We start from the raw sequence: 22320 nt of genomic DNA on the forward strand, positions 1-22320 counted from the left end.
GGCGATTTGATGTCTCTATTAACGCAATATATTTTATTTGCAGGCCTAGTGTATTTCACCATCAGTATGCTAGCCACATATGCAGTAAAACGATTACAAAGGAGGTTAAGCGTATGAGCGACCAAAAAGTAATGATTGACCTCCAAAATGTCAGTAAATGGTATGGCGATTTTCAAGTCTTAACCGATTGCACCACACAAATTTGCCAAGGTGAAGTGGTGGTGGTCTGTGGCCCATCAGGCTCAGGCAAATCAACCCTGATTAAAACAGTAAATGGACTGGAAGCTTTTCAACAAGGCCAAATCACGGTCGATGGAATTCCAATTAATGACCCTAAAACAGATTTGACCAAATTACGCAGTCGCGTAGGTATGGTGTTTCAGCACTTCGAGCTGTTTCCACATCTCAGCATTACTGAAAATTTAACCATTGCCCAAATTAAAGTGTTGGGCCGCTCTGAAGCTGAAGCGAAAAAGAAAGGCTTAGGTTATTTAGAGCGTGTTGGGCTGAGTGCACATGCACATAAATTTCCAGCACAACTTTCTGGTGGACAACAGCAACGTGTCGCAATTGCCCGTGCACTTAGTATGGACCCAATTGCCATGCTGTTTGATGAACCGACATCTGCGCTTGACCCTGAAATGATTAATGAAGTTCTTGATGTGATGGTCGAGCTGGCACATGAAGGCATGACCATGATGTGTGTCACCCATGAAATGGGCTTTGCCCGCCAAGTGGCCAACCGTGTGTTGTTTATGGATCAAGGTAAAATTGTCGAAGACTGTAGCAAAGATGATTTCTTTAACACCAAACGTGGCGATCGTGCTCAACAATTCTTAGACAAGATCTTGCACTAGCACAGACCTGTTATTCCTCATTAAAAAAGCAGATCACACGATCTGCTTTTTTTAAATTTAGATTCTAGTCTAAAACCAAACGTGCATTGATGGCTTGAACAGGACGGTTATTCGGATACCCTATCAGCGCAGCGAAGTTTGCGATTTGCTGCGCTGATGCCTGTTGTATATCTTCTAAGACCACTCAACGTACACCCTCAGTACACGGTGGTGTCGTAAGTGAACCATTAAAACGATAGTAGCCATGTGTCGCGGGTAAAAATTCATTCGCTCTCAAACTTAACCCTTTCTTTGATTGTCTTTGTGGCCATAGCCGTTCCAGTGTTAAATTCTTTTTGCCTGCTTCATACATTACCGCAACCACGGCCAACTCACCTTTTTCAGAAACATGAACTAAATGTAATTCCATGGGAAAGCTTTTCCCTTTGATCATATTTTCTGAGGGGCTGAGATGCATTTGCAATAATTGAAATCGTTCACCCTCTAAACTTAAATAACTACCTTGATGAAAATTGATTTGTACCGTATGGGGAAGTTGCACAATATCGCTGGCAGAAGTTTTGTAGTTAAAATGAAGTGCTGCGAGTTCTGCTGAAATCACACGTTCTATATTAATAGGTGATTGATTATATCCCGCACATGCTTGATATTGGGGATTCAACTGACTCCAGTGCTTTTTCTGCTTGATAGCCCCAATCTGATATTAACTCACTGGCTGACCAACCCACCACACAGGGAAACCCAAACAATGCTGCTATTATTTTATACTTCATATTCCTTCATCAAAAAATAGATCTCAAATGATCCAATATCCTCCATGAATTGGCTAGGCTCCAGCAAAACTAAAAATGACATTTCAAACAGATTTTTTCATGTTTTGTTTCAGTGCTGTAAGGATTTAGACAAAACAAAAATACCTCTTTCGATTAAGCTTTTTATTTATTTTTTTAATCTCGACCCTAAAATTGAAATGATCATATATGACAAAAATTACAATTAATAACATTTAGTTATGTGAATTTTCCATCGTTATAAATAAGAAATGAATCTCAATGTAATTCCTAAAACTTTTGGCTTGATTTTACACACGCACAATCAAAATGCAGACTTTTTGTTATTTGCGTTCCAAAATAGAACAAATGCAGTTCAAATTGAACCCCATACATTTTTCCCAGACTATTTTTTTGCTTTCAACTCAAATGCATCCAAATTTTGCAGTAAATATACAATCACATATTTAAAATAAATAAGTGTAATATTTTCATATATTTACAATTAAATCATATTTTCATAAACGCACCAGTAAGATGCGTGAACACCATCATGGTGCATATTAATGCTTTATATCGGGTCTTATTATTTTTAAGCAAAACTTAATCAATATTTCCTTTTTGCTTAGCTCTTCACGAAATGACAAGCATCAGTATACTGAGCTTCTTTTTGCAAAATTTTGCACTCAAATGGAACCTAAACATGCAAAATATTGACTTACTTTTTCTTCTTCTTGGTGCAGTTTTAGTCCTCGCCATGCATGCAGGTTTTGCTTTTTTAGAACTAGGGACAGTTCGACATAAAAACCAAGTGAATGCCTTAAGTAAAATTTTAACGGACTTTTCACTCTCTGCAATTGCCTACTTTTTTGTAGGTTATTACATTTCTTATGGACATCACTTTTTCCATATCGGGGATACTTTAGCAGCGGATCATGGCTATAACCTAATGCGCTGCTTCTTCCTGCTCACTTTTGCAGCCGCAATTCCAGCAATCATCTCAGGTGGCATTGCTGAACGTGCCAAGATGCGTTCTCAAGCTATTGCAACCGTTTTACTAGTAGCTTTGGTTTATCCTTTTTTTGAAGGTATCGCTTGGAATGGCAACTTTGGCTTACAACAATGGTTGCAAAGCACTTTCGGTGCAAGTTTCCATGATTTCGCAGGTTCTGTGGTTGTGCATGCTATGGGAGGGTGGATTGCCCTTGCTGCAGTTATTTTACTTGGAGCACGTCACGGACGTTATAAAAAGGATGGTCGGGTCAGTGCTCATCCACCCTCATCTATTCCTTTCCTAGCCTTAGGTTCTTGGATATTAATTGTAGGTTGGTTCGGCTTTAACGTTATGAGTGCACAACGTTTAGATGCAATTTCAGGACTCGTAGCAATTAACTCCCTCATGGCCATGGTCGGTGGAACATTAGCAGCTAACTTTGCTGGAAAAGATGACCCAGGTTTCTTACATAATGGTCCTTTGGCGGGTCTTGTTGCAATTTGTGCAGGTTCTGATGTTGTACACCCTATAGGTGCTTTAATCATTGGTGCTATTGCAGGACTTATGTTTGTTAAACTCTTCACCTATACGCAAAACAAGCTCAAAGTCGATGATGTACTCGGCGTATGGCCTTTGCACGGCGTATGTGGCGCATTCGGTGGGCTTGCAGTTGGTGTATTTGGTCAAAAATGGCTTGGTGGCTTAGGTGGGGTAGCTATGATGTCGCAGTTAATTGGTACATTGTTGGCAATTGGCATAGCCATGCTTGGTGGACTTGTTGTTTATGGCACTTTAAAAGCCACGATGGGGATTCGTTTAAGTCAAGAAGATGAATTCCGAGGAGCAGACTTGTCTATTCATAAAATTTCTGCCAACTCTGATGACAGCATGTTCTAAAATCATGTTCAATTTCAACGCGACCCTTATGGGTCGCTTTTTTATTCTCTGATTTAAACTTCAGTCATTGCTGTTAAATGCTTAAAAATCTCAGACAATGCCGTAATCTGTGGGGCATTTATTGTTACCAATGGTTGATGAAAGCCTGATAACCACAGGGCTTGCATTCCTGCCTGCTGTGCACCGTGTACATCATTAATCGGATGATCCCCAACAAATAAGCACTGCTCAACTTCAACATGTAATTGTTGTGCCGTATCAATAAAAATATCTGGCTTTGGTTTAGCTTGTCCAAATAGCCCAGAAGTATTGATCACATCAAAATAATGCGCAAAGCCCAAGCCATTTAATATAGACAAGCGTGTTGCATGACCACCATTTGAAATAATCGCAAGTTTATATCCCGCTTGCTTTAAATGGGTCAACGTTTGTTCAGCATCGGGCATTGCCACAGCACAGCGACCAAATTGTTCAAACCAAAAATTACTTAAGTCATTCAAATCAGGAGCTGAATTCCAACTAAGCTCCTGTAGCAAAGCATAAGCCACTGAAGCACCAATACTTGTGTGGGTTAAATATTCTTTTAAGGGATAGCCCCCATTGTCTATACGATTGACGATAGTCGCTATCTGTACAACATTTACACTTTGTAATTGTACGTGATAATAATCCGCAAGCTGTTGGCTAAACGCAGCAACACTGCGTCCACGGTGGGTTAAGGTATTATCTAGATCAAATAAAACTGCACGTATCACGCTGTCTTTTCCCAATATTGTTTAGACTCAACCTAACATCGAATTGCTGCACCACTTTAGCCTTAAATGAATAAGTAAATCACTGATTTTGCTAAAAGCGATGAAAGACCAAAACCGTTAAGCCTGCTTTAAGCTAACACTGTTGGAATAGCAGCTTATTTTTATTTTACGGCGTATCTTGTGTCAGATCAGCAACGTTTTTTTCTACTTCAGTTTTTTATTTTGACACTTGGTTTTTCCATTTTATGGCTCCTCTTTCCAGTGGCAGGAACATTAGATTTACACCTGATTCAACCCTATATGGATCGGACAGGCCATTTCCCATTAAAACGAGATTGGGCCCTAGCCGAACTCAATCATCGCTATGTCAAAGACATACTCATTGCAGTTTACTTGATTTACTTACTGAAATGGGTTGCATCGTATAAGTGGACTGCCCTAAAACCACAGCGCTGGCAAAGTGGTTATTTCATTGGCTTAGTCCTTATCAGCACCAGTTGCATTGGCATATTAAAATCACAATCTGGTCATGCATGCCCATGGGATATGACACTCGCTACCGCACATGATTTCTTTTGGGACTTTTCAGCAACAGCAGGTCATTGTTTTCCTGGTGGACATGCTGCCACAGGATTTGCTCTATTTGTGGGATATTTTGTCTATCGACTCACTGAGCCAAAACGTGCATGGTTTTATTTGTTTGCTGCCCTGATTTTAGGTTTTGTAATGGGCTGGGCACAAATGATGCGTGGCGCACATTTCCTCAGTCATAATCTTTGGACAGCATGGGTTATCTGGTTAATTAACGTATTGGCTTATGCATTGTTTTATAAACGTTTTCTTGGGACTCAAATAAGCCCTAAACTATAAATTAAACATCACCTGAACTTGTAAACCACCCAAAGCTTCACTTTGCCCAAAATTCAATTTTGCCCCGACTTTCTCTGCGGCTTTATCGACAATGGACAACCCTAATCCACTGCCGACCTCTAAATGATGATGAACGCGATAGAACCGTTTTAAAATCTGATCATAAAGCTCGGGGGCAATTCCTGGTCCACTGTCTTCAATTTGGAGAATTGCTCGCTGATCTTGCTTATAAATGGAAACATTAATGACTCCCTGCTCTGGGGTATATTTAATGGCATTATCAAGCAAATTATAAACAATCGAATGCACAGCTGAACTTTGACTCTTAAGCCAAATTTGTTCTTGTTGCTCTAAACCTAAATCAATATTCTTGGCAAGTGCCAACTCCATCAATTGCTCCATACAATCTCCAACCAAATCACTTAAGCACACCTGCTGTACTGACTCTAAAGTAGGGACAGATGCATCCTGTTTGGCCAAATTAAGTAATTGAGAAACCAAATGCTGAATCCGAATTAAGCCTAAACTCAGATTTTTTAAAGCCTGATGTTCTGGAAATTCATGCAATAAAATTTTCATTTGCAAATTGAGCGCTGTAATCGGTGTTCTCAATTCATGTGCAGCATCGGCAATAAACTGTTTCTGTTCTTGCTGGAACAATGAAATCCGTTCAAACAAACGGTTCATTTCGTTGATAGTCGGTAAAATTTCAACAGGATAACCAGCTGGACGAATTGCCGTAAGCTCATGTGGTTCACGCTGTGCGAGTTCAGCTTTAAACTCATCTAAAGGCTTTAAACTACGTCCAATAATCCAATTTAACCCCCATAGCGCCAAAGGCATAAACAATAAATAAGGAATCAACATATTCGCTGCAAGTTCTAAAGCCAGTTTTTGCCGCACGCTCCGTTGTTGACTGACCTGAATCTGATATTTTTCTGTAGGTAGAACATAGGTGTTCCACAAACCTTGTGCGGTATGGTGAGTATAAAAACCTGCTTTTTTTACAGGTTGTATTAGGAGGTCAAACTTATGTTCACGCTGTTCTGGAAACTCATACGACCAGACATCTACAAATAAATCCTCTTCATGATAGTGTCGACTTACTTCAAATTCACTTTTGATCGGAGCGGGGTCATGTTCTGCCACACGTTCAGCCAAATTTCGCATTTGTGCATCAAGTATTTCATTGGTCTCTTCAAGGGCAATCCGATATGCTGCAATCACCAATAAGCAACCCATTACAATACTGAATAAAGAGGTGTAAGTGACCAGTTGTCGCTTTAAGGAAATTGAGGTTGCTTTTGCCACTTATGATTCAACCTGCCCCAAACGATAGCCCAAACCACGAATCGTTCGAATAAAATCTTTGCCCAATTTAGCGCGTAAATGGTGAATATAAACTTCAATGGTATTGCTGTTAATTTCCGAGTCCAAATCGTATAATTTTTCTTCCAAATTTGCTTTGGAAAAAATTTTATTGGGATGACTGACCAAAGGAATAAGTATCGCCCATTCACGATTCGATAAATCAATCGTTTGCCCTTTGTATTTAGCTAAGTGTAAATCCTCATCAAGCTCTAGCCCTGAAAAACTCAGCGTTTGTCGCTGATTTTGCTGTTTCAAAGCCCCGCTACGACGTAACAGAGCTTGTATACGGGCAAGTAACTCATCAAATTCATAAGGTTTAATTAAATAATCATCAGCACCTTGGTTTAAACCATCAACACGGTTTTGTAACTGATCTCGTGCAGAAATAATCAATACGGGTAAAGTCGGATACAGTAGTCGAATATTGTTTAAGACTTGCATACCATCCATCATCGGGAGACCCAAATCGAGTAATACCACATCAAATGCATGTTGTTGTAACTGTTTTAAACCATCAAAACCATTATTTACCCACACCACATCAAACTGCTGATAGCGCAAAAGGGTTTGCGTGGACTCAGCAATCATAAAATCATCTTCAATAATCAATATTTTTGACATGAATTAAGCTCTCGCCTTGGTCGAGGTACACTGTTCTAGCATATTATTTTTCGAATCAATCACTTCACTTTTCACCTCAAGTAAACTGAGTAAACTTGGGAATAAATGATCTTGACTCAATTCTTGGCTTTTTTGCTGAGCTAAGCAAGTCATTTGTTGTGGATTTTGCTTTTTCCATGTTTCAGAAAACCACATCAGCATCGGCACATGAGTCTGTTGGCTCGGTGCGATAGCATAAGGTGAACCATGTAAATACAGGCCGTGCTCACCAGTCGACTCACCATGATCGGATAAATACCAAAAACCCGTCTCAAAGTTTTGATTTTGCTTTAATACGCCAATCAGCTGGCTTAATATATGATCTGTATAAACAATTGAATTATCATAACTATTTTTTAGTTGTTCCGAGCTACAGCCTTGAATAGCATTGGTCTCACACATTGGTTTAAATGGTTGAAAACCCACTTGTGAACGTTTGTAATAAGCAGGCCCATGGCTACCCATTTGATGCAATACAATTAAACGTGGGGTTTTATCATCACTCGCGATACTGGCAATATAAGCTTTGAAGCTATCCACCAAAATTCCATCCGCACACTCACCATCTGCCGAACACCACTTTTTCTGTATAGGCTCAGGAATCTTAAACTGCTCCACGCGATCACACACGCCTTTGCAACCTGAATTATTATCAATCCACGTCACTTTATAGCCTGCACGTTGTGCTAAATCTAATAAGCCTTCACGATGTTTAGCCAGTTGTGCATCATAATTTTCACGTGTCATCCCAGAAAACATACAAGGTACTGACACAGCCGTTGCTGTACCACATGAACTTACTTGGCTAAAGTTAATAACGTTGAGTTTTTCAAGTTCAGGATTGGTTTTTTTTGCATACCCATTTAAAGAAAAGCTTTCTGCACGCGCAGTTTCACCGACAACCAAAACCATGAGCTTCGGCAATTTTTTCTGTCCAACTTGTTCCACTAAATGCGCATCTTCACCATACTTCACGAGTGGTAAATGCTGCTGCGGTCTATTCTTTTTATAATACGACAGTGTTGAGCTAATCGCATTTTGCGGTGAAATCATCCCTTTAAGATCGCGATGCTCACGGAAAATAGAAGCATAATCCACAAAGAAAACAAACAGCAGGCTGGCAATCACTGCCACGGAAATGGCACTACCCAATAGCTTATGTAACAAAACGGCCTTAAGCGGATCACGACGAATCTTTACCTTAAAGAGAACGACCAATGGCAAGATCACCATCGTCCCAATCCAGAATAAAAGATGCCAAGACAATAAATCACGTACTTCATTACCATCGGTTTGCATCATGTTTTGAATTTGATCAGGCGTGATTGCAACTCCTAAACTATTGACAAAATAGGCACTCATGCCACCAATCAAGATTAAAATAGCGGCAACAGATTTAGCGATTGGGCGCCACTGTATAATTTGAAACACCAGATTATATAATGCCAATATCACCAATACGGTCGCAGCAATGAATGCATAAGCTTTCAAGCCTTGGTATGGTGTGAGTAACTGAATTTGCTTATAAAACATAAAGTTTAATGCCACAGCTAACCACACAGCCAAATACGCATTAAAGCGTAAAAGCGATATTTCTTTGAAGACAGACTGCAAATTGAACATCTTAAATTATGTCTTTGTGATCGGATGTCCCAATGTAGTTTTCTAAACTTAAAACTCGCTTAAATAGAAAAGAGCGCTGTCGCTTTGTGTCAATTCATAACAGTAAACTAAACTATCGGATGAGATTTTTAAGACCCAACGTATGATTTGATATGTGGAATACCCTTGCACAACCAGAACATGAATAGAAGTATGGCTTTTATGTGCAGAGCAAGTCGAAGGATTTTATGGTGGTGTATATTGAGCCACTAGATGTTTTTGTTTTCGGCTAAACGAGAGAATAAACAAGCTATGTACTGAATGTCAGATATTAAGATTTCATCTTTTTGGGCAAAAATTAAGGCGTTTCATAAAACGCCTTAATTAGATCGGCTTTAGTCTGTGTATGCCTGAGCCTGTTCTACAGCTTAAAATTTGTATTCGATCCCAGTGCCGACTACAGGTTGCTTGGTTTCAAAAGATGCTTGTTCAAGTGTCAAAATTCCTGCATAACCATAAGCTTTGACTTGCTTGGTAAAGGCATAATCAGCACCTGCAATAAACTGCTGCGCATCAAAGTCGTCTTTAGCCGTTTTGAAGCTGGTTGAGTTTTGACTGTATTGTGCTTTCACTGTCCAAGCTTTGGCAGTCGGTAAGTTATATTCAGCACCAATTAGCCAACCTTGTGCGTCGTCTATCGTAGCTGCGGCAGCATCATTGCCTTGTACATCCGCCACTTCAGAAGTTTGATATAAAGCTTTCAACGCCAAACCATTATTCAAATTGACTCGACCAATGGCACGTAAGGTATCTGCTGCTGCAAAAGCACTGCCTACCACCCCGCCTGTCACCTCAGGCGCTGATGCATTCAAAATACCACGTCCTGCAAAGGTTGATGGAATGGCCTTATCATAACCAATCCCGGCAACAAACTTTTTACTGTCATAAACCACTGACGCTGACCATGCATCGCCCAGACCACGTCCTGCAACTTTTGCTCCGCCTTTGGATTTTTCAATACCCCCTGCTTCACCAGTGGCTAACAGTGCAGTAGCTTTCAGTTTTCCTGTGCCAAGACCCCAAGCTGGCGTTTCATAGACCACAACATTATCTATACGGTTTTCACCAGTGAAAATCCCTGCCACATCAGCTTTGTTGGCCACATAGTTATTAAAGGTATCTACCACTGAAGACAGTTGTTTAACGGGAGTATCAATTTTGCCGACTTTCAATGTCCCTAATTTTTGGTCTTGTAAGCCAACAAGTAAATTACGTGGAACAAAAGTATCTGTGCTACCCCCATTGTCCACATAGAAGGTAAATTCTGCTTGATATAGTGCATTTAAACGATCTGTGAGTTTTTCTTCGCCTTTTAAGCCTAAAAAGGAGTTATTAGAGTTCAATTCAACGACATCACGGTCTTTATTTGGAGAGGCATTATCTTCAGGTAAATAATCGGCCGTGACATCAATTTCACCATAAAAAGTAGGTGCTGCGAATGTTACCCCTGCCACTAGGCTTAAAGCGATTGCGACTGCGATTTGTGTTTTCATTATCAAAATATCCTACGGTAAATTTGTTACAAATATTACCGTTCAGACATATATGACAGAACGATTAAAAAAATATTTAGTTATATTTTTTAATAATTTACCTCACTATTTAGCATTTTTTATGATTTATTTATGAAAGCATTATGAAAAATCTGAATGCGTTGCAATGGCACGCCATTTAAAAATAAACCACAAACTCAACATCGCAATGACCACAATAATACATAGATAATGGAAATAGCCGAGCCAGTCGCCCAATATCCCGCTGATACTATATAATCCACCACTGACGGTGGCCATCAATGCCACTTGAAAGGTAAAATCAGTGCCTGCCATCTGTTTACGACTATATTGCATCACTAGGGTGAGCATGACCACCAACAACATAGATGAAGTCATATCTTCAAAAGCATTAATCAGATAAATTAACCACGGCTGAATGCCATACTTAATTTCATACTGAAAAGCCAACCATGCATAAGCTACCAAACTGAAGATTTTAAGCAGCGAGTACGCTACTAAAGCAGTGGAACGCCGAATAAATTTCAAACTATAGCCCGCAAGTCCAGCACCCATTAAAGCGGCACAGGCCCCCAGCATGGTCACATATAGACCAATCTGGGAAAAACTTAAGCCTAAATCAACCATTAAAGGCTTCAATAGTGGCCCTGCTAAACCATCCGCTATTTTAAAGCTCAAAAGCACTGCTAACCATGCCGCGAGTACAGGACTCTGGATAAAATAAGCTAAATAGTTTTTGATCTGTTGAAAATTAAAAGATACGGTTTGTGTTTCTGAAACCTTTCTATGCTGTGGCTCTGAGTAAACTAAAATCGGCACTGTATTTATAAAAACAATTGCCGCCAAAATCAAAAAAGTAGATTGCCAACTCAGCCAATCCAGTGCCCACAAGATTGCCCCGCCACCGACAATAAAACCAAGACGCGATCCAATCACCTGAAAGGTATTACCCCAGTGCTGTTGCTCCCCTTTTAAAATATTGACCGCCAACCCATCGGTTGCAATATCTTGCGTTGCCCCGAGCAAATTCATACTGAGTAGGCCCACAAAGAAAGCCCATAAATAAATATGTTGATTTAATCCATCAATCGGGAGAAAAGACAGCCCAATCAACACCAGTACAGTCAAGAGTTGTAATGGAATAATCCAACTACGATAGTGACCAAAACGGGTGATCCCAAAACGATCTAACAACGGCGCCCAAAACACTTTAATCGACCACGGTAACATCAGCAGTCCGAAACCTCCAATCTGTGCCAGTGAAACCCCCTGTGCTCTCAAAATCACGGGCAAAGCATGGGTCATAAACCCCACAGGTAAACCTTGTGCCCAATACAGCGAAAATAGCAAAATATATACATTTCGGGTCTGTAACATGGTCGTCCTAAATTCATCAATTGGGCAAAGTGTTCATTTTGGCTCGGTAGGCATTCACTATTTTGCCAATGAATTCAAACCGATCAATGCCTATTATTGAAATCATATTCATCTTGATCGTTTGAGTAAAATAATAATGAGTCCATCTTTTCCAGAACTACCAGATCAAGTGCCTCATCGTAATTCGTCTGCATTCACTCGCACTATGTTTAAGCAGATTTTTTTAGTGCAAGGTTGGCGCTTTGTTGGTGAGTTTCCAAATCTCCCCAAAGCCATCGCGATTATTTCACCACACACCTCCAATATCGACGCATGGCACGGTTTCACCGCCTTGCTAGGTTTAGGCATTCAAATTACCATTTTTGGTAAGAATAGTTTGTTTCATACCCCGTTGAAACCATTGTTGGAATGGATTGGGGTGATTCCTGTGAATCGCTCCCATGCCCAAGGCTTAACCCAAGACATTATCGCGATTATCAACAGCAAAGAAAAAATTTGGGTCGGTATGGCGCCTGAAGGCACCCGTAAACACGCCGAATCTATTCGTAGCGGTTTTTATCGTATTGCTCACGGTGCACAAGTTCCGATTGTGATGTTCTCTTTTGACTATACACAAAAGACCATTCACTGCTTGGGCGTGTTTCATCCTACTGGGCATTTTGAGCAAGACCTTGAGAAAATTTTAGATTTTTATGTTGGTAAATTTTCAGCCAAGAACCCAAAATGGTTGGCCAAGCCTTTACAAAAACGCTTAAAAAATAGCTAGTAAATCAAGGTCGAATCTGCTGAGATGTGCAGCATTATTTGTTTTGCGTTTTAGTACTTTTGACCATGAATTTTGCTCGTTTATCTCTGATTGGTGCACTCACACTAACTATGGCAGGATGTGATCTTGCATCAAAGAAAACACCAACAACAACTCCCGTTCAAGCCCGCGAACCTGTGATTGCCATTGCCCTCGGCGGTGGCGGTGCCAAAGGCTTTGCACATATTGGTGTACTGAAAGTTTTGGAGTCACATGGCATCAAACCCAAAATTGTCACGGGAACCAGTGCTGGCAGTTTTGTGGGTAGTATCTATGCCAGTGGTAAAACACCTTATCAACTTCAACAAATTGCGCTGACTTTAAAAGAATCGGACATCCGAGACTTAACCCTCAATTCACAAGGTTTTGTGCAAGGACAAAAACTGCAAGACTATGTCAACAAACATGTCGGCAATAAACCGATTCAACAGTTCCCCATCCGCTTCGCTGCAGTCGCTACCCGTCTGGATACAGGACGCAAAGCCGACTTTATTAAAGGCAATGCGGGTCAAGCTGTTCGAGCATCCTGTAGTATTCCGAACGTTTTTGTCCCTGCGGTGATTGGTGGAACCAAATATGTCGATGGTGGCCTTGTTAGCCCAATTCCAGTGAAAACTGCCAAAGATATGGGCGCGGATATTGTAATTGCGGTTGATATTTCAGCCCGTCCCGTTGGAAACAAGCCACTGAATATGTGGGGTTTGCTCGATCAAACCATTAACATCATGGGGCAGCAAAGCATCAATGAAGAGCTAAGCCAAGCAACTGTAGTGATTCAACCCAAAGTTGGCCACCTAGGTACTTTAGACTTAACAGCGAGCAATCAATCTATTTTAGAAGGTGAAAAGGCAGCACAACTCAAAATTAAGTCAATTGAAAAAGCCATAGGTGACTTTAAAAAGTCACCAGCAGCCTTTAAACCTGCACCTAAAGCCAAATTCTAAAAAGTTTGATTTTTAATATTCAAAGACTTATTCATCTGCTAAATTGATATAGATGCTGCTGCATCTATATCCCTATAACGAATATATGAGTAGATGTATGGAATTTGCTTTTGAGCCTTGGCACTGGTTTGTATTGGGCGTTCTGTTAATGTTATCAGAGCTGATTCTGCCTGCTTTTGCCGCATTGTGGTTCGGTATTGCGGCCATTATGGTCGGTATTCTGTACTGGATGTTCCCAATGATGGGCGTTACCACGCAATTTGTAACGTGGATTATTTTGTCGATTTTATGCACTTTACTTTGGTTTAAGTTTATTAAACCACTTTCGACTGACAAAACCAAAGCAGGACTGTCTCGCGAAGCAACCATCGGTCAAATTGGCATGGTCATTCAAGCCAGTCCTGAAAATGAACACATACGCGTTCGCTTTCCCATTCCAGTTCTCGGTTCAGATGAATGGAACTGTCGCACTTTAGATAAAGTCCAAGTCGGTGACCGAGTGCGTGTCGTTGAAATACTGGGCAATGATTTAATGGTCAAAGCACATCTCTCAAGCAACGAAAATACTTAAAAGTGAGTTAAGACTATGTCTGGTGGATTTATTATTGTTTTAGCAATTTTGGCTTTTGCCGCTGTCACCATTTTTAAAGGTGTCCGCATTGTACCGCAAGGTTATAAATGGATTGTGCAACGTCTGGGTAAATACCATACTACATTGAGCCCAGGTCTCAACTTTGTGATTCCTTATGTCGATGAGGTGGCTTATAAAGTCACGACCAAAGACATTGTATTAGACATTCCCTCTCAAGAAGTGATTACCCGAGATAATGCGGTTTTGCTCATGAATGCCGTGGCGTATATCAACATCACCACGCCTGTAAATGCAGTCTACGGCATTGAAAACTATACATGGGCCATTCAAAACTTAGTACAAACATCACTACGTTCTATCGTGGGTGAAATGGATCTCGATGATGCACTCTCATCTCGTGACCATATTAAAGCCAAATTGAAAGCGGCTATTTCGGATGATATCTCAGACTGGGGCATTACCCTAAAAACCGTTGAAATCCAAGATATTCAACCTTCTTCAACCATGCAAGCTGCAATGGAAGCACAAGCTGCCGCAGAGCGTCAACGTCGTGCAACCGTGACCAAAGCAGACGGTGAAAAACAAGCCGCGATTTTAGAGGCAGATGGTCGTTTAGAAGCATCACGTCGTGACGCAGAAGCACAAGTGGTCTTAGCAGAGTCTTCTCAGCGTGCCATTGAAATGGTCACTTCGGCTGTAGGCGACAAGGAAATTCCTGTTGCTTACTTATTGGGTGAACAATATGTCAAAGCGATGCAAGACATGTCTAAATCAAACAATGCCAAAACAGTGGTTTTACCAGCCGATATTTTAAGTACCATCCGTGGTGTTATGGGACGTAAAGATATTTAACTGACTCCTGCGTTTAGCCAAAAAGGACAGCTTTCGAGCTGTCCTTTTTGTTCTACCTGCGAAAACAATAAAAGCCTGCTAAATTACGCATCATTTTTAATATTGTAAAATTCTTCCAGCTTTTTTGAGCATTTGAATTTTAATCTCTCTGCCATCTTAATATGGACATCGTATGAGCTCCCTCAATCCCACCCTCATTACTTTTCTTTTTTATATTGTCGCCATGGTCATTATTGGTCTGGTTGCCTACCGTGCGACCACCAATTTCTCTGACTATATTTTAGGCGGTCGCCGCTTAGGAAGCTTTGTCACCGCATTATCTGCGGGGGCATCCGACATGAGTGGTTGGTTACTCATGGGACTACCAGGCGCAATTTATCTATCTGGTTTATCTGAAGTTTGGATTGCAATTGGCTTGATCATCGGAGCTTGGCTAAACTGGTTATTGGTCGCAGGACGCCTGCGTGTACATACCGAAGTGCAGTTCAATGCGCTCACCTTACCAGACTATTTTTCCAATCGCTTTGATGACCAAAAGAAAGTCTTGCGCATTGTCTCAGCCTTGGTCATATTGATTTTCTTTGCAATTTACTGCGCCTCAGGCATGGTGGCAGGTGCACGCTTATTTGAAAGTATGTTTGCCATTCCCTACAGCACTGCACTTTGGATCAGTGCAATTGCAACTATTAGTTATGTCTTTATTGGTGGGTTCTTAGCAGTCAGCTGGACTGATACCATCCAAGCAGGTTTAATGATTTTTGCCCTATTGCTCACGCCTATTGTAGTTCTTCTGAGTTTCTCCGACTTAAACCATATGACTACAGTCCTTGAAGCAGCACGCCCACAAGCTTTTGATGTACTTGGTAATTTAAACCTTGTTGCCATCATTTCTCTATTGGCTTGGGGCTTAGGCTATTTTGGTCAACCTCATATTTTAGTGCGCTTCATGGCTGCCGATTCTGTTAAATCTATTCCCAATGCACGTCGTATCGGTATGACTTGGATGACACTCTGCTTAGGCGGTGCCGTAACGGCGGGCTTTTTTGGGATTGCCTATTTTGCAGAACACCCTGAGCTAGCTGCTGTGGTTAATGCCAACCCTGAAACCGTGTTTATGGAGCTTACTAAAATTCTTTTCAATCCGTGGATTGCTGGAATTGTTTTAGCTGCAATTTTAGCGGCGGTCATGAGCACTTTGAGCTGCCAACTTTTAGTATGCTCAAGTACCTTGACCGAAGATTTTTATAAATCGTTCTTACGTAAAAATGCCTCACAAACCGAACTGGTTTGGATCGGTCGTTTAATGGTGCTACTGATCGCCCTGCTTGCAATTTGGATGGCAGGTAATCCTGAATCTAAAGTTTTAGGCCTGGTAGCTTATGCATGGGCAGGTTTTGGCGCTGCATTTGGTCCACTCATCATTCTGTCTTTGTTCTGGAAACGCATGACTTTAAACGGTGCACTCTCGGGTATGATTGTCGGTGCGGTTGTGGTCATTCTTTGGAAAAACCTTTTTGCAGCTACAGGCCTTTACGAGATTATTCCCGGCTTTATCTGTTCACTCATCACGATCGTTGTTATCAGTCTTTTGGGTAAAGCACCAACGCAAGACATTACAGATCGTTTTGAAGAAGCAGATCGTGTATATAAAGCATCTCAATAAACCGCTACACATAAAAAAGAGGACATCAGCGGTCCTAAAATATTAGAAGAAGAGCCTCAACTGAGGCTCTTTCTAATTTTTCAAGGTTATCCATCAAAGAGAAAAATAAGTTTTAAAGCTTCTTTTAAAATCAATTCATATGCACAATCGTTACACATCCAATCTTCTTGTGCCAAATGTCTTGCGAAGCTCACAAGTAGATGGCAATGACTTGGCTCTTAAACAAACCGAATATCGCTTCAATCATCGCCACGCTAATTTATACGCGATTCACTGAAACTACTCCATAACAGTCCACTTTTACGTCCTAACCCCAAAAAGTTTCAATATAAATCAAACTTCGAGCACTTAAGAATAAGTTTGACCAAATAAATTATCTGTCCAGCATCGCTTTATATTGTTATTTCTAGTTTGGGCCAATCCAAAATTTGATATGGGGTAAGTTGAGGGGTAAAAGCACAGATAAAAAATAAGCCCTTGTTTTTACAAGGGCTTATTTAGATATTTGGCGGAAGCGGTGAGATTCGAACTCACGGAGGACTCACACCCTCGTCGGTTTTCAAGACCGGTGCATTAAACCGCTCTGCCACGCTTCCATGGGCGACATAATATAAACATTCGATCTACTTGGCAAATACTTTTCTTTAAAAACCGCACTAAGTGGCTAAAATTAAAACAAAATCATTTAGTTCTCTAAATTTTCACCGTTTTCATAACGAATCGCATTCACATACCAAAGTTTTTTGCCCGTTGGTGTCACGACTTCAACCTCATCATCAACTTGCTTGGACAGTAAAGCACGCGCCATAGGCGAATCGATTGAAATATGCTGTGGGTGATGATCATAAATTTCATCTACCCCCACAATCCGTAAAGTTTTTTGCTCACCCGCTTCATTTTCAATATCTACCCAAGCCCCAAAATAAATCTTGCCCGCTTGCTCTTCTGAAAAATCAATAATTCGCAACTCTTCAAGCCGTTTCCCTAAGTAACGAACACGTCGATCAATCTTTCGTAACAGCTGTTTGTTGTACTGATAATCTGCGTTCTCGCTACGGTCTCCGAGGCTTGCTGCCCAGTTTACTTTCTTGGTAATTTCAGGCCGTTCTTCATGCCAAAGGTGCTTTAATTCTGCCACTAATTTGTCGTGACCAACACGTGTAATTAAGTTTGATTTCATGATGAATGTCGTCTAAATCAGCTGGTTTATTTACAACAAAGATTTATTTTATCCCTTATTTCTTCACAACAGAAGTTTATAAAATAAATTCCCTAATTAAATTAAATCGTTATGTTACATTTCTTAAAAAAATATTGCACAAAATTTGACACTTTAGAATTTGCCCGATATTATGCGCACATCTTAAATTAGCTGCTTATTTTTTAATCTATGTAGTTTTTCTACATAGTTCCTTTAATCCCATGTCATTTTGAATGACGTCATGAATGCCCAACCCCTTATTGAATTTAGCAAACTTGAACTCGTTTTAAGGCATGGTTTTGCCTTTGCGTTCTGGGGCATAAATTACTTGTAGCGGAGACAACATGCACAGTAGTTCAACTTCTGGATCGAGGCCTTGCCTTAATTCATTAACTTTCTCTCTCCCGTTGAAAGCCCTTACTTTAAGTACTCTGTTAATTCCTTTTCATAGTATTAATGCAAGTAAGACTTACCAATATGATAATGTCGTCAATCATAATAAATTGACTGTCGTTTCAGTGGAAAATCCAACGACCGTTTTTAAAGATGGTCAACATTTGCATGGTTTTGGTTATGACCTTGCACGTAACTATGCAGATAGCTTAAATGTAAAGCTAGACTTCAAAACGGTTCCTGATAATGCCACAGCACTCAAATGGGTCGCTCAAGGCAAAGCAAATTTTGCAATGACAACCGCCAGCGTTCAAACGATTGAACAAAAGCATTTGTCTACTTTTTCTGCAACTTGTGGTGATTTGAACGTTTTACGTAAAAATGGCCTCAATACTGAGCTGAATTGGGTGTTTAAACATGCGAATGATCCACTCACCCAAACAGCCAGCGGATTCGTATGTCAAAGTAAACAATCAGGTTCAATTGGTCAATTGGCCTCTTTTTACAACCGCAATGTCGTGAAGCCTGAAAACTGGAATACGATTCAACGTGATTTGCGTCAACGTATGCCGATCTATAAGGCCAGTTTTAAAAGCACAGCGCAAAAATACGACTTAGATTGGCACTTGTTAGCGGCCATTGGTTATCAAGAATCTTATCTTAAACCGAACTCTGTTTCTCCGACAGGTGTTCGTGGTTTGATGATGTTGACCAATAGCACGGCCAAAGCAATGGGTGTGAATAACCGTACCGACCCTGCACAAAGCATTCAAGGCGGTGCCAAGTACTACGACCAGATGCTGAGCCGCTATACCGATATTCCGTTCCCTGACCGCAACTGGTATGCACTGGTTGCCTACAATATGGGGCCAGGTGCGGTGAGCCAGATTCAAAAACGCATTCAAGCGCAAGGTAAAGACCCAAATAACTGGCTCAATCTTTATGCTTATTTAGAGCATAACCAAGCCAAAAATGGTCGCTACCGACAAGCGCTTCAGTATGTGACACGTATCCGTGCCTATCTTGAGCACATTAAAACCACGCCACAGTTGGTCAATATCTAAACTTTGAATACCCATAATTGATCATCATCGCAAAAAAAAAGCTTACCTTTTGAGGTAAGCTTTTTTTTGTTTCAGAATACTTAAGCTGTTAGCTCAAGTACTTTCTTAAATAAATCTTTTTGCTCTTGGCTTGGCTTTGCCGTTTGCAATGCCATTAATTGGGACATATCACCCTGAACTTTTATTTTTCCTGTCATGAATGCTTGCATTGCTGCTGCCATATCAAACTCAAGGAAGACTTTACGTAAAGTTTCAGCGTCCATGTTCAAGGTTGTTTTCGCATTTGAAGACAAGCCTTTTTTAATTGCGCCACCATCTAAAGATAATTCGGTATTACCCGCATTGTCAGCAACAACTAAGTTAATTGCAAGATTTGCAAGTGCAGGTGGAAGGTTTAGATTCCCCGCTTGAGCAGTTAATGTTTCTACGGTTGAAAACCAATCATCAGTTAAAAAAGCAGGCATGATGTTTCCTCAATTCTTTGTTCGTTGTGTGCTGCCTATCCAGACGGCATCATTGTGAAGCTAAATACGCTTGCAGATTGTTATAGCATGTATATCTTATATGTGCCTAAAGTTTTTTGTACGTACCGTTCATATTTTATATTTCTTATACAAAGTTTATCAAAATCATTCACATAAAAAAAACACCAATCAATAATTGGTGTTTTGCATTGGCTGAAATGACAAAATTAATCTGCCACAAAGCCAAGATTGACCATGTTAATCCGTTTGCTTTCAGGTTCATCTTCCGTTGAACAACTTTCACCCTTAAAGTCGAACTCTCGTTCACTGTCTAAGGCTTCAAAGTCAAACAACTCACGATCGGCCAATTGTGATGGGGATACATTTTGCAAGGCACCAAAAATACTGTGTAGGCGTTTTGGATGGGCCTTATCCCACTCTCGCAGCATGTCATTCAACATAGCGCGTTGCAGATTTTCCTGAGAACCACACAAGTTGCACGGAATAATTGGAAACTGACGCATTTCGGCATATTTGATGATGTCTTTTTCTTCCACATAAGCCAGTGGACGAATCAAGATATTCTTTTTATCAGAAGACAACAACTTGGGTGGCATCGCTTTCAAACTGCCACCATGGAACAAGTTTAAGAAGAACGTCGCCAAGATATCATCACGGTGATGTCCCAATGCTACTTTGGTTGCCCCTATTTCTTGTGCAAAGCCATATAAAGAACCACGGCGTAAACGTGAACACACTGCACAATAGGTCTTGCCCTCAGGCGTCAAGCGTTTGGTAATGCTATAGGTGTCTTTTTCTAAGATATAATAAGGAATATTATTTTCTTCTAAATAGCGCGGCAATACATCTTCTGGGAAACCAGGCTGCTTCTGGTCCAAATTCACCGCCACCACATCAAAATTGATCGGTGCAATGCGTTTAAACTGCAACATAATATCGAGTAAGGTGTAACTGTCCTTACCACCTGAAATGCAGACCATCACTTTATCGCCTTCTTCGATCATTTTAAAATCACGAATGGCATGACCCACCTGACGGCGTAGCTTTTTCAACAAACGATAATACGCAGAGCTAGTGGGTAGTTCTGGTTTAAAATTAAATCCCTGATCGGACTCAACTGGCGAGAACATAGACGAGTTAAACCTTAAAAAAAATACCGCGCAATTTTATCCGATTCGTCGTCATCTCGCACCTAAAGAATGTAAATTCTCATGAATTGTCATTGCTGTCATATTCATGTATTAAAATCGGTTTAACTTTGAACGATTGCGTTCATTTTCTGGCTGAACTGCTTATCTTTTGGACTTTTCCACATTTTTCCACAAAAGCTGTGGATAACTTTGTGGATTCTAGCAGGCTTGACAAGGTGTTCATCCCATACTTTAAGGCTTCTATTTAAATTGATCATTTTTTGATCAATTTATTTTTTATTTAATTTCAATACCTTATCTTAGTCAAGCAATCCTCATTAAAAATAAATTAATTATTTTTTTTGATTACTCTCTCAGCAATTGGACTTGATTTTTACAAAGTCATAGATTTTTTGAACTTAAAATAGTTTCAGGCTGTTATTTTTTTGCTAAACTCAATTCTAGTCACTGAAAACGATTTTTTACGATTAATAATAGATAATGAAAAATAAGCTGCTTTTGACTCATTTTTATGTTTTGGGGTGTATGACGATTTCGTTCATGGCACTGAATTGTCACGCAGGTCAAACCATCTATCAACTCAAAGATTCGAACGGCACGACTTTGTTGACCAATAAACAAAGTCGTTATAGCAATTTAAAAGTCGAAAAGAAAACCTATTATCCAGACAGCAACATCCACAGCTATAGCAATTGGGGAGCATCTGAATCCTCAGTATTACCCAGTTATAGTCGCAACAAAAATGCTTTTGACCACATTATTCGCCAAGCAGCGCAAACTCATGGTGTTTCAGAAGGCTTAATCAAAGCCGTGATGCATACAGAATCAGGCTTTAATGTGAATGCCCGCTCTCCTGTTGGTGCACAAGGCCTAATGCAACTGATGCCAGCAACTGCTCGTCGCTTCAATGTCTCGAATGCATACGATCCACAACAAAACATTAACGCTGGTGCAAAATACCTTGCGTGGTTGATGAAACGCTTTAATGGTAATACCAGCCTTGCCCTTGCAGGCTATAATGCGGGCGAAGGCAATGTGCAAAAGTATGGTGGCATTCCACCGTTTCGTGAAACGCAAGACTACGTGAGACGTGTCAGCAGTCGATATAGCAATTTATATTCAGGCAGCTTAAATATCAGTTCAAATAGTCCAGCAAGCAATACTCAAGTCATTGCGCAATCTGCTAACTATAATGAAGACTCAGCCCCAAGCACACAGTTGAGCGTGAGTCGCACTGCGCCTGCACGCCAAATCATTCTAGCCTCTGATGGCAGTTATACTGATGCCCCGGGTTCCTATGCCACCACAAATGCAACCGCCTCCGCCCGTATTCATATTTCTGAATAATTTTTATAGCAGTTTTATTATTTTTTCTTGAATTTTGAAGAATTTCACCTCATATTGAGATCTATGATTTTTGATTTATAAATCAGATTATTTTTT

At 40.4% G+C, this 22320-nt stretch carries 19 protein-coding genes, 1 tRNA gene and 3 pseudogenes; 12 read left to right on the forward strand and 11 right to left on the reverse strand.

Features of this window, described 5'->3' with window-relative positions:
* Together B4F08_RS02635 and B4F08_RS02640 are read left to right on the forward strand one after the other, a co-directional pair.
* Nucleotides 1-117, forward strand: a pseudogene (locus B4F08_RS02635) (amino acid ABC transporter permease); the annotation flags it as partial.
* Between the two features lie 14 nt (nt 118-131).
* Nucleotides 132-857 carry an amino acid ABC transporter ATP-binding protein gene (locus tag B4F08_RS02640; protein ID WP_291373014.1) on the forward strand — a complete coding sequence of 242 codons (726 nt, stop codon included), beginning with the start codon at nt 132-134 and terminating at the stop codon, nt 855-857.
* 64 nt (nt 858-921) lie between these two features.
* Here B4F08_RS02640 and B4F08_RS02645 read toward each other — a convergent pair.
* Nucleotides 922-1630: pseudogene (locus B4F08_RS02645) on the reverse strand (carbonic anhydrase).
* Between the two features lie 700 nt (nt 1631-2330).
* Here B4F08_RS02645 and B4F08_RS02650 point away from each other — a divergent pair.
* Entirely contained in the window at nt 2331-3518 is a 1188-nt protein-coding gene (locus tag B4F08_RS02650) for an ammonium transporter (RefSeq protein ID WP_086208548.1), read from the forward strand.
* Nucleotides 3519-3571: 53 nt separating this feature from the next.
* On the opposite strand, the gene B4F08_RS02655 is transcribed toward B4F08_RS02650, so the two are convergent.
* Complete coding sequence (locus B4F08_RS02655; protein ID WP_291373000.1) at nt 3572-4273, reverse strand: HAD family hydrolase; 702 nt, start codon at nt 4271-4273, stop codon at nt 3572-3574.
* 180 nt (nt 4274-4453) lie between these two features.
* On the opposite strand from B4F08_RS02655, the gene B4F08_RS02660 reads away from it, so the two are divergent.
* Entirely contained in the window at nt 4454-5143 is a 690-nt protein-coding gene (locus B4F08_RS02660) for a phosphatase PAP2 family protein (protein ID WP_086208550.1), read from the forward strand.
* On the opposite strand, the gene B4F08_RS02665 is transcribed toward B4F08_RS02660, so the two are convergent.
* The 5 genes from B4F08_RS02665 to B4F08_RS02685 all read right to left on the reverse strand — a co-directional run bounded on the left by B4F08_RS02665 (nt 5138) and on the right by B4F08_RS02685 (nt 11727).
* Nucleotides 5138-6454 (reverse strand): ATP-binding protein, encoded by a 1317-nt coding sequence (locus B4F08_RS02665; protein ID WP_086208551.1) that lies wholly within the window; start codon nt 6452-6454, stop codon nt 5138-5140. The genes B4F08_RS02660 and B4F08_RS02665 overlap by 6 nt on opposite strands.
* Nucleotides 6455-7135, reverse strand: a complete 681-nt coding sequence (locus B4F08_RS02670; protein WP_291373003.1) for a response regulator transcription factor — start codon at nt 7133-7135, stop codon at nt 6455-6457. It lies immediately after the preceding gene.
* 3 nt (nt 7136-7138) lie between these two features.
* Nucleotides 7139-8797, reverse strand: a complete 1659-nt coding sequence (locus B4F08_RS02675) for a phosphoethanolamine transferase (RefSeq protein ID WP_086208553.1) — start codon at nt 8795-8797, stop codon at nt 7139-7141.
* Nucleotides 8798-9204: 407 nt separating this feature from the next.
* Complete coding sequence (locus B4F08_RS02680; protein WP_291373006.1) at nt 9205-10329, reverse strand: porin; 1125 nt, start codon at nt 10327-10329, stop codon at nt 9205-9207.
* A gap of 141 nt (nt 10330-10470) precedes the next feature.
* Nucleotides 10471-11727 carry an MFS transporter gene (locus tag B4F08_RS02685; RefSeq protein WP_291373008.1) on the reverse strand — a complete coding sequence of 419 codons (1257 nt, stop codon included), beginning with the start codon at nt 11725-11727 and terminating at the stop codon, nt 10471-10473.
* A 136-nt stretch (nt 11728-11863) separates the two neighbouring features.
* On the opposite strand from B4F08_RS02685, the gene B4F08_RS02690 reads away from it, so the two are divergent.
* From B4F08_RS02690 to B4F08_RS17245, 6 genes and pseudogenes are all read left to right on the forward strand, one after another.
* Complete coding sequence (locus B4F08_RS02690; RefSeq protein WP_291373010.1) at nt 11864-12493, forward strand: 1-acyl-sn-glycerol-3-phosphate acyltransferase; 630 nt, start codon at nt 11864-11866, stop codon at nt 12491-12493.
* A 65-nt stretch (nt 12494-12558) separates the two neighbouring features.
* Nucleotides 12559-13476: a patatin-like phospholipase family protein gene (locus tag B4F08_RS02695; protein ID WP_086208557.1), complete on the forward strand. Its 918-nt coding sequence runs from the start codon at nt 12559-12561 to the stop codon at nt 13474-13476.
* A gap of 97 nt (nt 13477-13573) precedes the next feature.
* Complete coding sequence (locus B4F08_RS02700) at nt 13574-14047, forward strand: NfeD family protein (RefSeq protein WP_086208558.1); 474 nt, start codon at nt 13574-13576, stop codon at nt 14045-14047.
* Between the two features lie 15 nt (nt 14048-14062).
* Nucleotides 14063-14920 (forward strand): SPFH domain-containing protein, encoded by an 858-nt coding sequence (locus B4F08_RS02705; protein WP_086208559.1) that lies wholly within the window; start codon nt 14063-14065, stop codon nt 14918-14920.
* A gap of 172 nt (nt 14921-15092) precedes the next feature.
* The gene (gene putP / locus B4F08_RS02710) at nt 15093-16583 is read left to right on the forward strand and encodes a sodium/proline symporter PutP (protein ID WP_110974335.1); all 1491 of its coding nucleotides are present in this window, start codon (nt 15093-15095) and stop codon (nt 16581-16583) included.
* A gap of 211 nt (nt 16584-16794) precedes the next feature.
* Nucleotides 16795-16883 (forward strand): annotated as a pseudogene (locus tag B4F08_RS17245) (IS1595 family transposase); the annotation flags it as partial.
* Between the two features lie 206 nt (nt 16884-17089).
* Here the strand turns inward: B4F08_RS17245 and B4F08_RS02715 are convergent.
* Both B4F08_RS02715 and greB read right to left on the reverse strand, forming a co-directional pair.
* Nucleotides 17090-17179: transfer RNA gene (locus B4F08_RS02715), tRNA-Ser, on the reverse strand.
* Nucleotides 17180-17268: 89 nt separating this feature from the next.
* Nucleotides 17269-17763 (reverse strand): transcription elongation factor GreB, encoded by a 495-nt coding sequence (gene greB / locus B4F08_RS02720; protein ID WP_119063128.1) that lies wholly within the window; start codon nt 17761-17763, stop codon nt 17269-17271.
* 365 nt (nt 17764-18128) lie between these two features.
* Between greB and B4F08_RS02725 the strand changes: the two genes are divergently transcribed.
* Nucleotides 18129-19241 carry a transglycosylase SLT domain-containing protein gene (locus B4F08_RS02725; RefSeq protein ID WP_291373013.1) on the forward strand — a complete coding sequence of 371 codons (1113 nt, stop codon included), beginning with the start codon at nt 18129-18131 and terminating at the stop codon, nt 19239-19241.
* Nucleotides 19242-19321: 80 nt separating this feature from the next.
* On the opposite strand, the gene B4F08_RS02730 is transcribed toward B4F08_RS02725, so the two are convergent.
* Together B4F08_RS02730 and ttcA are read right to left on the reverse strand one after the other, a co-directional pair.
* Entirely contained in the window at nt 19322-19705 is a 384-nt protein-coding gene (locus tag B4F08_RS02730; protein WP_086208032.1) for an SCP2 sterol-binding domain-containing protein, read from the reverse strand.
* A gap of 227 nt (nt 19706-19932) precedes the next feature.
* Complete coding sequence (ttcA, locus tag B4F08_RS02735) at nt 19933-20856, reverse strand: tRNA 2-thiocytidine(32) synthetase TtcA (RefSeq protein ID WP_086208033.1); 924 nt, start codon at nt 20854-20856, stop codon at nt 19933-19935.
* 501 nt (nt 20857-21357) lie between these two features.
* Between ttcA and B4F08_RS02740 the strand changes: the two genes are divergently transcribed.
* Nucleotides 21358-22224 carry a lytic transglycosylase domain-containing protein gene (locus B4F08_RS02740; protein WP_086208034.1) on the forward strand — a complete coding sequence of 289 codons (867 nt, stop codon included), beginning with the start codon at nt 21358-21360 and terminating at the stop codon, nt 22222-22224.
* Nucleotides 22225-22320 lie beyond the last annotated feature (96 nt).

Source organism: Acinetobacter sp. UBA6720, from assembly GCF_002454215.1.
Taxonomy (GTDB): domain Bacteria; phylum Pseudomonadota; class Gammaproteobacteria; order Pseudomonadales; family Moraxellaceae; genus Acinetobacter.